We start from the raw sequence: 12,759 nt of genomic DNA on the forward strand, positions 1-12,759 counted from the left end.
GGCCAGGTCAGGGAAAACGCCGTGGAGCATTACTCCACGGCGGGCTTTCCGTTACGGGCCGACGGTGAGGTTGGCCTGCACATTCACGCTTTGCTGCACCAGCGCGGCAGCGCCGCTGTTCTGGGCGATCACCGCGATACCCGCGGCACCCACGGCGGTGCCGTTCATCTGGTTGGACATGTCGAAGCTGCCGGCGTCCGCGTAGGACGTGCCGCCGGCACCACCAGCACCGCCGGCCGCGCCCATGCCATCGCCGCCGTTGCCGGCACCACCGTTGCCGCCCGCGCCACCGTTGCCGGCGGTATTGCCGCTGGCACCGCTGCCGCCGCCGCTGCCGGTTGCCGCGCCGCTCTCCGAGGTGGCCGCACCACCGGTACCGGCACCGGCCATCCAGCTGTCCGCACCACCCGTCGCGGTACCGCTGTTGCCGCCGGAGAGCATGCCGGAGCTGTCGTTGTTGTTGTCGCCAGCCGCGCCGCTGCTGTTGCCGCCCGCGCCGAGGCTGCCCGCGGCGACACCGCCACTGCTCGCCGATCCGTAGCCACCGGCGCCGCTATGACCCTGCGCATCGCCACCGCGGCCGCCATGGCCGGCATCGCCGCCATTGCCCCTGGCTCCGTAACCGGCACCGCCGGCACCGCCGCGCCCGCCGTCGGCATTGCCCATGTTGTTGGCGGCGTTGCCCACGGTGACACCCACGTTCGAGACCATGCCGCTCAGTTCGCTGTTGGCGGCGACGCGGTTGACGTTGTTGGAGCTGGTCATGTCATGCGAATCGGCGTGGGTGCTGGAGTTGGAGTGGCTGCTGGAGTCGCTGCTGTTCGCCACGTTTTGCAGCACGGCCGCGTTGTCCTGGGCGTTGGAGCCACCACCGTTGTTCTGGGTCTTGTCCGCCATGGCGGGCAAGGTGAGGCCGATACCGAGGCAGATGGCAGTAGCGATAAGTGTCTTGCGCATGGTCGTTCTCCGTTTGAAAGCCTGATCAAGCTCTGGAATCACCCCGGCGGGCCGGGGCCGTTGTCTGCGATGCCAGAGGGGTCGGATCAGGCGCTCACCGGAACGACAGTGCGTTCGGCGATTCCATGACAACCATCAAGACTTGCTGATCCTGGCTACAACCGGCTCGTGTTCGCAGCGTGCGGAATTTGCATAAACGGTGCCGATCAGACGGATCAGATTAATTTCAACGAAATCATTGATTTGCGGTTAAAACCAGGAGAACGAAACGCTTCCGTTGCGGAAACGGTGTAACACCGGTGATACACCCGCTGCGCATCACCCGTCGGCAATTAGGCGCACCGATGGCGCCACGGCGGGCTCGGTGTGCCCGCCGTGGCGTCAATGAGTGGTGTATCGAGGTTGTTACAGGTGTATCGCGGCAAGGCGGTGTTGCCGCTGCCGCGGGGCCTCAATCAGGCGTGTGGAAGAGCATCGCGACTGAAGTCGCTCCTACATATACAGCGTCAGCGCTTGTCGATGGGGATATAGCTGCGGTCTTCCGGGCCGGTGTAGTTGGCGCTGGGGCGGATGATCTTGCCGTCCTCGCGTTGCTCGATCACGTGCGCGCTCCAGCCTGAGGTGCGGGCGATCACAAACAGCGGCGTGAACATCGCGGTGGGCACGCCCATCATGCGGTAGGCGCTGGCGGAGAACCAGTCGAGGTTGGGGAACATCTTCTTGATCTCGGCCATCACCGTCTCGATGCGTTCGGAAACATCAAACAAGGTGGGGTTGCCGCCCTCGGTGCACAGCCGGCGCGAGATTTCCTTGATGATCTCGTTGCGCGGATCGGACACCGTGTACACCGGGTGGCCGAAGCCGATCACGATCTCCTTGCGCTCCACGCGGGCGCGGATGTCGGCCTCCGCGTCATCGGCGCTGCGGTAGCGGGAGATGATCTCCATCGCCACCTCGTTGGCGCCGCCATGCTTGGGACCGCGCAGCGCGCCGATCGCCCCGGTGATCGCCGAATAGATGTCCGAACCGGTGCCGGCGATGACGCGCGCGGCGAAGGTGGACGCGTTGAACTCGTGCTCGGCATACAGCACCAGCGACTTGTCCAGCGCCTGCGCGTGCAGGTCGCTGGGCTTCTTGCCGTGCAGCAGGTGCAGGAAATGGGCGGCGATGGATTCGTCGTCCGTCTCCGTCTCGATGCGCTTGCCGTTGTGGCTGAAGTGGTACCAGTACAAAAGCATCGAGCCGAAGCTGGCCATCAGGCGGTCGGCGATGTCGCGCGCGCCGGTGACGTTGTGGTCGTCCTTCTCCGGCAGCACCGTACCCAATACCGAGCAACCCGTGCGCAACACATCCATCGGATGGGTGGAGGCCGGCAGCAGTTCCATCGCCGCCTTCACCGGCGCCGGCAGGCCGCGCAGTCGCTTCAGCCGCTGGCGGTAATTGTTGAGCTCGGTCCAGTTCGGCAGCACGCCGTGCACCAGCAGGTACGCCACTTCCTCGAAGTTGCCCTTGGACGCCAGGTCGTGGATGTCGTAGCCGCGGTAATGCAGGTCATTGCCGCTGCGGCCCACCGTGCACAGCGCGGTGTTGCCGGCGGCCACACCGGACAGTGCGACGGATTTCTTGGCCTTGGGCAGGGCTTGCTCGCTCATGGATATCTCCTGTGATGCAGGGAATTCGAACCTTGAAACGTGTGTCCTGCAGGAGCGCACCCTGTGCGCGAAATGCGTCCGTGAAGAGCTTTCGCGCACAGGGTGCGCTCCTGCAGGGGGAGTCAGTTCTTCTGGGAAAACAGCTCGTCCAGCTTGTCCTCGTACGCGTGATAGTCGAGGAAGTCGTACAGCTCCTCGCGCGTTTGCATCGTTGGCACCGCGGCTTTCTGGGTGCCGTCACGAAGCACGGTTTCGTAGAAGTTCAGCGCGGCCTTGTTCATCGCGCGGTACGCGCCGCAGCAATACAGCGCGATGTCGACGTTCGCCTCGCGCAGCTCGTCGGTGGTGAAGAACGGCGTGCTGCCGAATTCGGTGAGGTTGGCCAGGATGGGCACTTTCACCGCGGCCTTGAAGCGGCGGTAGTCGTCCAGCGTCTTCATCGCCTCGGGGAAGATCATGTCGGCGCCAGCCTCGACATAGGCGCAAGCGCGGTCGATCGCCGCGTCGATGCCCTCCACCGCCGCCGCGTCGGTACGCGCCATGATCACGAAGCCGGGCTCGGTGCGCGCGTCCACCGCGGCCTTCACCCGATCGACCATCTCCTCCTTGCTCACCACTTCCTTGCCGGGACGATGGCCGCAACGCTTCTGGCCCACCTGATCCTCCATGTGCACGGCGGCAACGCCGGCCTGCGTGAAACTGCGGATGGTGCGGGCGATGTTGAACGCGCCGCCCCAGCCGGTGTCGATGTCGACCAGCAGCGGCATGCCAGTGGCATCGACGATGCGCCGCGCGTCGATCAGCACGTCTTCCATGCTGCTGATGCCCAGGTCCGGCACGCCCAGCGAATTGGCCGCCACGCCGCCACCGGAGAGGTAAATGGCCTTGAAACCGGTGCGCTGGGCCATGCGCGCCGCATAGGCCGTGATGGCGCCGACAACCTGCAACGGTTGCTCCTGCGCCACGGCGGCGCGGAATCGCGCGCCGGGGGAAGCTGTCTGTGTCATGGCGCCTCCGTCAAAGCCGCGATTTTAGCCCACCACGTCTGCGCGGCCGTTCTGCAGGGCAACATATCGATAGCCGCAGCCAATCGAAGCGATGCCGACAATCAATTAGATATATCGATTGCTGCGTCGTATCTTAGGACTCACCTTCACCAACGAGGATGCTCCCGATGTCCCTGATCAACACCGAAATCAAACCATTCAAGGCGCAGGCTCTGAAGAGCGGCAAGTTCATCGAAGTGACCGACGCCGACCTGAAGGGCAAGTGGTCGGTCGTGTTCTTCTACCCCGCCGACTTCACCTTCGTCTGCCCCACCGAGCTCGAGGACCTGGCCGACAACTACGCCGAATTCCAGAAGCTGGGCGTGGAAATCTACAGCGTCTCCACTGACACCCATTTCGCCCACAAGGCGTGGCACGACACCTCCGACGCGGTGAAGAAGATCAACTACACCATGATCGGCGACCCGACCCACGCGATCTCGCGCAACTTCGACGTGCTGATCGAAGCCGACGGCATCGCCGATCGCGGCACCTTCGTGATCGACCCCGCGGGCAAGATCCAGATCGTCGAGATCAACGCCGGCGGCATCGGCCGCGACGCCGCGGAGCTGCTGCGCAAGGTCAAGGCCGCGCAGTACGTCGCCGCCCATCCGAACGAGGTCTGCCCGGCCAAGTGGAAGGAAGGCGAAAAGACCCTGGCGCCGTCGCTGGACCTGGTCGGCAAGATCTGATTCACCGCGCCACCGAAACCGGGCGCTGAAAAGCGCCCGGCTTCACCTCACTCTGGATGCTTCTGTCAGCGGCTTGCGCCCGGCAACGCTCCCCCGCCTGCCGACCCTCCCCTCGGTACAGGCCGCTGTCACAAACGTCTTTCCTCCCCCCACGATTTTTCTCCGCATCCATCACTGGAGTGGTAGCCATGCTCGACGAAACCCTCAAAACCCAGTTGCAGGCCTATCTGGAAAAGCTGTTGCAGCCGATCGAACTGGTTGCCGCGCTCGACGACAGCGCCAAATCCACAGAGCTGGACGAGCTGCTGCAGGAGATCGCCGCGCTGTCCGACAAGATCACGCTGCGCCGCGACGACAGCGAAGCGCGCAAGCCCTCGTTCGCGATCAACCGCGTCGGCACCGATATCGGCGTGCGCTTCGCCGGCATTCCGATGGGCCATGAATTCACCTCGCTCGTGCTGGCCCTGCTGCAGGTCGGCGGGCATCCGTCCAAGACCGCGGCGGACGTGATCGAGCAGGTACGCAATCTCGATGGCGAGTACAAGTTCGAGACCTATTTCTCGCTGTCCTGCCAGAACTGCCCCGACGTGGTGCAGGCGCTGAACCTGATGAGCGTGCTGAACCCCAACATCCAGCACGTCGCCATCGACGGCGCGCTGTACCAGGACGAGGTCGAGGCGCGCCAAGTGATGTCGGTGCCCACGGTGTTTCTCAACGGCGAGGTGTTCGACCAGGGCCGCATGAGCCTGGAGCAGATCCTGGCGAAGATCGACACCGGCTCCAGCGCCCGCGAAGCGGAGAAGATCAAGGCCAAGGACGCGTTCGACGTGCTCGTCATCGGCGGCGGCCCGGCCGGCGCGGCGGCGGCGATCTATGCCGCGCGCAAGGGCATCCGCACCGGTGTGGCAGCCGAGCGTTTCGGCGGCCAGGTGCTGGACACCATGGCGATCGAGAACTTCATCTCGGTGCCCTACACCGAAGGCCCGAAGATGGCGGCGGCGCTGGAACAGCACGTGCACGAATACGAGGTGGACGTGATGAACCTGCAGCGCGCCGAGAAGCTGGTGCCGGCCAGCGACGCCACCGGCGGCCTGGTGGAAGTGCAACTGGCCAACGGCGCCACGCTGAAATCGAAGACCGTGATCCTCTCCACCGGCGCGCGCTGGCGGCAGATGGGCGTGCCCGGTGAAGACCAGTACCGCAACAAGGGCGTGGCCTACTGCCCGCACTGCGACGGCCCGCTGTACAAGGGCAAGCGCGTGGCGGTGATCGGCGGCGGCAACTCCGGCGTCGAGGCGGCCATCGACCTGGCCGGCATCGTGGCCCACGTCACGCTGATCGAGTTCGACAGCAAGCTGCGTGCGGATGATGTCCTGCAGCGCAAGCTGCGCAGCCTGCCCAACGTGGACGTCATCGTCAGCGCACTCAGCACGGAAGTACTGGGCGACGGGCAGAAGGTCAGCGCGCTGGTCTACAAGGATCGCGTCAGCGAAGAGATGCACACGCTCGAGCTGGAAGGCATCTTCGTGCAGATCGGCCTGCTGCCGAACACCGAATGGCTGAAGGGCACGCTGGAACTGTCCCCGCGCGGCGAGATCGTGATCGACGAACGCGGCCAGACCTCCCTGCCTGGCGTGTTCGCCGCCGGCGACGCCACCACGGTGCCGTACAAGCAGATCGTGATCGCGATGGGTGCGGGTTCGGCCGCGGCGTTGAGCGCGTTCGACCACCTGATCCGCACGTCGGCACCGGCAGCCGAAACCAAAAGCGCTGTCGCCGCTTGAAGAACCTGTAGGAGCGACTTCAGTCGCGATGCTCTTGCTTCGAATTTTTAGAGCAAAGGCATCGCGACTGAAGTCGCTCCTACAGTCATGTGACACAAAAAAGCCGGCGAAAGCCGGCTTTTTTGTGTCACATGGATCCGCCGCTTACTTCTTGGCAAACAGATGCTCGACGCCAGCACGCTCCTCGCGCAGCTCCTTGGCGGTGGCGTCCATGCGGGCGCGGGCGAAATCGCTGACGGCCAGGCCCTGCACGATCTCGTACTTGCCGCCCTTCACGGTGACCGGGTAACCGTAGATCACGCCCGGCTCGATGCCGTACGAACCGTCGGACGGGATGCCCATCGACACCCAGTCGCCCTCGGCCGTGCCCAGCGCCCAGGTGCGCACATGGTCGATCGCGGCCGACGCCGCCGAGGCGGCGGACGAGGCGCCGCGCGCCTTGATGATGGCCGCGCCACGCTGCTGCACGGTGGGGATGAAATCGGTTTCGTACCAGGACTGGTCGACCAGCTCCAGCGCCGGCTTGCCGTCGACGGTAACGTGCGACAGGTCGGGGAACTGGGTGGAGCTGTGGTTGCCCCAGATCGTCATGTGCTTGACGTCGGTGTTGTGCTTGCCGGTTTTCTCGGCCAGCAGGCTCAGCGCGCGGTTGTGGTCCAGGCGCACCATCGCGGTGAAGCACTTCGGATCCAGATCCGGTGCGTTCTGCTGCGCGATCAGCGCGTTGGTGTTGGCCGGGTTGCCCACCACCAGCACCTTCACGTCGCGCTTGGCATGGTCGTTCAAGGCCTTGCCCTGCGGCCCGAAGATGGCGCCGTTCGCTTCCAGCAGATCCTTGCGCTCCATGCCGGGGCCGCGCGGACGCGCGCCGACCAGCAGCGCGTAATCGACGTCCTTGAAGGCCACGTTCAGATCATCGGTGGCCACGACGCCGGCCAGCGTGGGGAACGCGCAGTCGTTCAGTTCCATCACCACGCCCTGCAGCGCGGGCAGCGCCGGGGTGATTTCCAGCAGGTGCAGGATGACCGGCTGGTCCTTGCCCAGCATGTCGCCAGCGGCGATGCGGAAAAGCAGCGCGTAGCCGATCTGGCCGGCAGCGCCAGTGATGGCAACTCGAACGGGGGCTTTCATGAGCGGTGACTCCTACGTGGGGATGTTCAACGGTTGGCTTGGTTTGGTGCGACTTCAGTGGCGATTTCTCAGCTACCCGCCGGAAACACGCGAATACGATGCGCGCCGCGGCATGGCCTTCACCCGTGCAAGGTGAACAAAGGCGGGGATTTTACCACGGCACCGGATGCGCGCTGGAAATGCTGCCGCGCCCCGCACGCCAGCCTCTCCGTCGCAGGGACAGCAGCCTGCTGTGCTGCCCGTCGCAACGCGGGCATGATACGAAGGTCCGCACCGCGGGCACCGCAACCTCACGACCGAAGGAGACGCGCATGCACTGGCTATGGGTATTCGTGATTGGTTTGATCGTTGGCCTGGTGGCCAAACTGCTGATGCCGGGCAAGGACCCGGGCGGCTTCATCATCACCGCCATCATCGGCATCGCCGGCTCGCTGCTGGCGACATGGGTCGGCCAGAACTTTGGCTGGTATCAGGAAGGACAAACCGCCGGCTTCATCGCCTCGGTGATCGGCGCCATCGTGCTGCTGTTGCTGTATCACCTGGTCAAGCGCAAAACGACCTGACCGTGCGCCCGGCGGGGTCTTCCCCCGCCGGGCCTCCACTCAACCCAGCAACTTGCCGGCCAGGCCCTCGAGCGCGCCCAGGTTGAAACCGCCGCCCGCTCCCGGCGCAGCCACCTGGCCGCCAGGTGTCAGGTGATCAACGGCGCCCGGCAACACCTGCGAAAGCTGGCCGAGCAACTGGCCCTGATCGACCCCCAACTTGCCTGCCGCCTCCTGCAGAAGCGAACCCAGGCCGCCCTTCTGCAAGGCCTGGCCCAACTGGTCGCCCGAGACCGGCTGGTTCGACCCGGTGCCCACCCACGACTGCACCGCGTCGCCAAGTCCGTGTTGCTGCAGCATGGCGATGAGGCCCTGCACGCCGCCGGCGCGCTCGATCAATTGTCCGGCCACCGAAATAAGCGAACCGGCTCCGGCCTGTTGTCCCTGGCCACCCAGCAGATCATTGAGCAATGACATGGTCGTTCTCCTTGTGCACTGTCAGTCGAGGAATGCGCATACATGGAACCGCTCGATCATAGGCCGTAGCCCCAACCATGTCTTGGCCGCCCATTCACCTCGCCATAAAAAAACCGCCGGCTCGATACCGGCGGTTTTTGCGTACGGGGTGGACAACTCAGCCGCGCTGGTCGAGCACCGCGTTCCATTCCGCCACGCGCTCGGACTGCGCCGCCAGCAACGCGTCGACGTCGCCGGACACTTCCACCTTCTCGATCACGTCGCCCTGCTGCACGGCGTTGACCACTTTCTGGTCTTCCTCGCCCAGCACTTCGCCGAACACGGTGTGCTTGCCGTCCAGCCACGGCGTGGCGCCATGGGTGATGAAAAACTGGCTGCCATTGGTGCGCGGGCCGGCGTTGGCCATCGACAGCACGCCGGGCTTGTCGTGGCGCAGCGACGGGTTGAACTCGTCCTCGAACTTGTAGCCCGGGCCGCCGCGGCCGCTGCCTTCGGGGCAACCGCCCTGGATCATGAAGTCGGCGATCACGCGGTGGAACGACAGGCCGTCGTAGTAACCACGCTTGGCCAGGTTCACGAAACTGGCCACGGTGACCGGCGCCTTGTCGTCGTGCAGCCGCAGGTGGATCGGGCCGCGGTTGGTGGTGAAGGTGACATTGATGGTCATCGATAGTCCTTGAGGTCGGAAACGGTTTGCGCCCATGGCCATGGACGAGGGGCTTGCATCAAAACGAGCCGCCGGGGTCACCAAGAATAACCCAGGCCCTTCCGCGACGCAGTGCGCTCGGCTACCTCCGCAGCATGCGGTGGCGCGGGTGAAAACCGCGCGACCTCATCCACGGCGGCCGGAAACTAGCTGAGCGAAACCACGGCCTGCGTCCGGCTGCTCTCCAGCGCGGCCTCGATGATGCGCACGTTCAGCAAGGTATCGGCCAGCGCCACCGGCGAAGGCGCACCCTCGCGCACATGCCGATAGACGCCCGCGAAGAACGACTGGTAGTGGCCCGCCGGCGAGGGAAACCGGCGGCGTTCGTCGCGGCCATCGACGCAGGTGTGCAGAACGCCATGCTCCGTCACCGGCTCCCGGCCCCAGTCAGCGACATTCGGCGAGATGCCCTGATCCAGCATGTCGGCCTGCACGTCGGCGCGGGATTTCAGGAACGAGCCCTCCGCGCCATGCACCACGAATCCGGGTACCGGCTCCAGCGCCAGCAGGCTGCTCTTCAGTCGTACGGTAAACGCGCCGTACAGCAGCGTCAGGTCGAAATAGTCGTTGACCACCGAGCCGGGCCGGTGGGTGCGCAGCACTGCGAAAACACGCTCCGGCCTGCCGAACAGGCAGATCGCCTGGTCGATCAGATGCGGGCCAAGGTCGTAGATGACGCCCGTGCCCAGCTGATCGACCTCCTTGTGCGCCTTCGCGCTGAGGTTTTTTTCGTAGCGGTCGTAATGGAATTCCGCCTCGATCAGCTGCCCCAGCAGTCCCTTTTCGACAACCTCCCGCACGGCCAGGAAATCGCTGTCCCAGCGGCGATTCTGGAATGCGACCAGCTTGCGGTCCTGCCGTGCGGCCAGTTCGACCATCTCGGCGGCCTGTGCGGACGTCACCGAGAAAGGCTTCTCCACCACCACATGCTTGCCCGCCAGCAGGGCCATCCGCACGTGCTCGAAATGGTCCACATTCGGCGTGTTCACCACGACCAGCTCGATGGCCGGGTCCGCCAGCATCGCCTCGACCGAATCGTACGAGCGGATGTCGGGATAGGTGTTCGCAACGCGCTTGGCATGGCGTTCCACCACGGCGTGCAACGAGAACTCGTCCATTGCATGCAGGAACGGCGCCTGGAACATCCGACCCGACATGCCGAACGCGCACAGTCCGGTGACGATGGGGCGCTTGTTTTCCGCCATGGGGTAGCTCCGTGATGGTTTGGCTTGGGGAGATGCGGTTGGGCTGTGCGTCGGCTGAGGGACGCTGGACGTTCGGGAGTATTGCAGCCGCAAAGTGCGGGCGCATTGATGTGGTTTTTGTTCGGCGTTGAGGAGCGCCCCCATCCGCCCTGCCGGGCACCTTCCCCCTTTATACGGAGGAAGGAAACTGGCCGTTTCGAGGAGTCCGATCGCTTCCTTCCCCCGCTTGCGGGGGAAGGTGCCGAAGGCGGAAGGGGGCCCGATCTTCAGCACACCCCAAATCAATCCGCCGCCGGCGACTTCCTGCGCCGCACCGGCTTGGCCTCGCTGGCGGCAATCAGCTGCTGCAGATACGCGATGCCCTCCTCCTCGGGAAAGAACGCCACCACGTCGGCCACGGTCAGGCCATAGCGCTTGCGCAGGGACAGAAAATCCGCCCTTGCGTTGGCGAGTCGCTGGTCGGCGACGGGGACATCAGCGGGAAGGTGCTCCTTGCGATCGATGGCGGCGAGTTCCTCCTGGAAGCGCCGGAATGCATCGTTGGGGACGGTCATGAAACTCGAAGGTGCGGGATGGCGAAGGCCGATATTGTCGCATGACTCGAGCCAACGGCTGGCTGCCGCGCGGATTCGCTCCTCACCCCGGCGCATCCTCCGCCGCCACGAAACCGCCGGTTTGCCGCTTCCACAGCCGCGCATACAGCCCATCGCGTGCGATCAGTTCGGCGTGCGTGCCGCTCTCCACGATCACGCCCTTGTCCAGCACCACCAGCCGATCCATGCGGGCGATGGTGGACAGGCGGTGGGCGATGGCGATCACGGTCTTGCCCTGCATCAGCAGGTCGAGGCTGTCCTGGATGGCGGCTTCCGCCTCGGAATCCAGCGCCGAGGTGGCTTCGTCCAGCACCAGGATCGGCGCGTCCTTCAACAGCACGCGGGCGATGGCGATGCGCTGGCGCTGGCCACCGCTGAGTTTCACCCCGCGCTCGCCGACCAGCGCGTCATAGCCGCGGCGGCCTTCGCCGTCGCTGAGCGTGGGGATGAACTCGTCCGCCCGAGCCTTGCGTACGGCGGCGGCGATCTGCGCATCACTGGCGTCTGGACGTCCATACAGGATGTTGTCGCGGATCGAGCGATGCAGCAGCGAGGTGTCCTGCGTCACCACGCCGATCTGCGAGCGCAGGCTTTCCTGGGTGACGTGGGCAATGTCCTGGCCGTCGATCAGGATGCGCCCGGATTCCAGGTCGTACAGCCGCAGCAGCACGTTGACCAGGGTGGATTTGCCCGCACCCGAAGGGCCGACCACGCCGATCTTCTCGCCGGCCCGCACGGCCAGGTCGAGTCCCGCGATCACGCCACCCTGCTTGCCGTAATGAAAATGGATGTGCTCGAAACGCACCGCGCCGTTGACCACTTCCAGCGGCATGGCGCCCTCGCGATCCTGCACCGCGCGCGGCTGCGAGATCGTGGTGATGCCGTCCTGCACGGTGCCCACGTCCTCGAAGATGCCGTTGACGACCCACATGATCCAGCCGGACATGTTGTTGATGCGGATCACCAGCCCGGTCGACAGCGCGATCGCGCCCACCGTCACCCGGCCCTCGCTCCACAGCCACAGCGCCAGCGCCGAGGTGCCCACGATCAGGAAACCGTTGAGCACGGTGATGCTGGCGTCCATCGCGGTGGTGACGCGGGTCATCCGGCGCAGCTTGTCCGTTTGCTCGGCCATCGCGTCGGCCACATAGGCTTCCTCGCGCCGCGTATGCGCGAACAGTTTCAGCGTCAGGATGTTGCTGTAACCGTCGACGATGCGGCCCATCAGTTTCGAGCGTGCCTCCGAGGCCAGCCACGAGCGCTGCTTGATGCGCGGGATGAAGAACGCCAGCAGGCCGACATACGCAAACACCCACGCGAACAACGGCAGTGCCAGCCACAGGTCGGCCTGCGCAAACAGCACGATGGCGCTGCCGGTGTAGATCACCACGTACCAGATCGCATCGACGATCTGCACCGCCGAGGCGCGCAGCGCGCTGCCGGTCTGCATGATGCGGTTGGCGATGCGGCCGGCGAAATCGTTCTGGAAGAACGCCAGGCTTTGCCGGATCACGTAGCGATGGTTCTGCCAGCGGATGCGGTTGGTGAGGCTGGGCACGATGGCCTGGTTCACCAGCAGGTCATGGGAACTGTTCAGCAGCGGCCGCGCCACCAGGGCCACGAAGGCCATGCCCAGCAGCTCCATGCCGTGCGTGCGGAAGAAGACGTCCGGCCCGCTCTGCGCCAGATCCACCAGCCGCCCGATGAATCCGAACAGCGCCACCTCCACGATGGCCACGCCGAAACCCACCACGATGGCCGCCGCGAATGCCGGCCACGCCTGGCGCAGGTAGAACAGGTAGAAGCGCCGCACCGACGTCGGCGGCATCACGTCGACCGGTTCCTTGAATGCGTCGATGAGGGATTCGAACCAGCGGAAGATCATGGGGAGGCAACGAGCGGGGGATGGGATAACTTGCGTGTCCGCGCCGGGTTTCGCAAGGGCCTGTGGAACCGACTTCTGTGGGAGCGACT

Annotated in this window: 12 protein-coding genes; 3 read left to right on the forward strand and 9 right to left on the reverse strand. The window is 65.1% G+C overall.

The genetic code is table 11. From position 1 onward, the window contains the following. Positions 1-51 precede the first annotated feature (51 nt). From ASD22_RS06535 to prpB, 3 genes are all read right to left on the reverse strand, one after another. Complete coding sequence (locus ASD22_RS06535) at positions 52-957, reverse strand: hypothetical protein (protein ID WP_056080453.1); 906 nt, start codon at positions 955-957, stop codon at positions 52-54. A 506-nt stretch (positions 958-1,463) separates the two neighbouring features. Beyond that, complete coding sequence (gene prpC, locus ASD22_RS06540; protein WP_056080455.1) at positions 1,464-2,609, reverse strand: 2-methylcitrate synthase; 1,146 nt, start codon at positions 2,607-2,609, stop codon at positions 1,464-1,466. Positions 2,610-2,731: 122 nt separating this feature from the next. Continuing rightward, positions 2,732-3,616, reverse strand: coding sequence for a methylisocitrate lyase (gene prpB, locus ASD22_RS06545; protein WP_056080458.1), 885 nt, complete (start codon positions 3,614-3,616; stop codon positions 2,732-2,734). Positions 3,617-3,783: 167 nt separating this feature from the next. Here prpB and ahpC point away from each other — a divergent pair, with 167 nt between their 5' ends. Together ahpC and ahpF are read left to right on the forward strand one after the other, a co-directional pair. Then, positions 3,784-4,347, forward strand: a complete 564-nt coding sequence (ahpC, locus tag ASD22_RS06550; protein WP_056080462.1) for an alkyl hydroperoxide reductase subunit C — start codon at positions 3,784-3,786, stop codon at positions 4,345-4,347. 188 nt (positions 4,348-4,535) lie between these two features. After that, the gene (gene ahpF, locus ASD22_RS06555) at positions 4,536-6,131 is read left to right on the forward strand and encodes an alkyl hydroperoxide reductase subunit F (RefSeq protein WP_056080465.1); all 1,596 of its coding nucleotides are present in this window, start codon (positions 4,536-4,538) and stop codon (positions 6,129-6,131) included. Between the two features lie 144 nt (positions 6,132-6,275). Here ahpF and ASD22_RS06560 read toward each other — a convergent pair whose 3' ends face one another. Then, entirely contained in the window at positions 6,276-7,262 is a 987-nt protein-coding gene (locus ASD22_RS06560; protein ID WP_056080468.1) for a malate dehydrogenase, read from the reverse strand. Between the two features lie 311 nt (positions 7,263-7,573). On the opposite strand from ASD22_RS06560, the gene ASD22_RS06565 reads away from it, so the two are divergent. Then, on the forward strand, positions 7,574-7,825 hold the full coding sequence (locus ASD22_RS06565; protein ID WP_056080470.1) for a GlsB/YeaQ/YmgE family stress response membrane protein: 252 nt from the start codon (positions 7,574-7,576) through the stop codon (positions 7,823-7,825). Between the two features lie 39 nt (positions 7,826-7,864). Here the strand turns inward: ASD22_RS06565 and ASD22_RS06570 are convergent, their stop codons facing one another. The 5 genes from ASD22_RS06570 to ASD22_RS06590 form a co-directional block, all read right to left on the reverse strand. Then, entirely contained in the window at positions 7,865-8,281 is a 417-nt protein-coding gene (locus ASD22_RS06570; RefSeq protein WP_056080473.1) for a YidB family protein, read from the reverse strand. 157 nt (positions 8,282-8,438) lie between these two features. Beyond that, a complete protein-coding gene (locus tag ASD22_RS06575; RefSeq protein ID WP_056080476.1) occupies positions 8,439-8,948 on the reverse strand; it encodes a peptidylprolyl isomerase in 510 nt (169 codons plus the stop codon). 185 nt (positions 8,949-9,133) lie between these two features. Then, entirely contained in the window at positions 9,134-10,192 is a 1,059-nt protein-coding gene (locus ASD22_RS06580) for a Gfo/Idh/MocA family oxidoreductase (protein WP_082520139.1), read from the reverse strand. A gap of 281 nt (positions 10,193-10,473) precedes the next feature. After that, complete coding sequence (locus tag ASD22_RS06585; protein ID WP_056080478.1) at positions 10,474-10,746, reverse strand: hypothetical protein; 273 nt, start codon at positions 10,744-10,746, stop codon at positions 10,474-10,476. Between the two features lie 82 nt (positions 10,747-10,828). Then, a complete protein-coding gene (locus tag ASD22_RS06590) occupies positions 10,829-12,667 on the reverse strand; it encodes an ABC transporter ATP-binding protein (protein WP_056081073.1) in 1,839 nt (612 codons plus the stop codon). Positions 12,668-12,759: the final 92 nt, after the last annotated feature.

Origin of the sequence: Rhodanobacter sp. Root480, from assembly GCF_001426645.1 — a bacterium.
Taxonomy (GTDB): domain Bacteria; phylum Pseudomonadota; class Gammaproteobacteria; order Xanthomonadales; family Rhodanobacteraceae; genus Rhodanobacter; species Rhodanobacter ginsenosidimutans.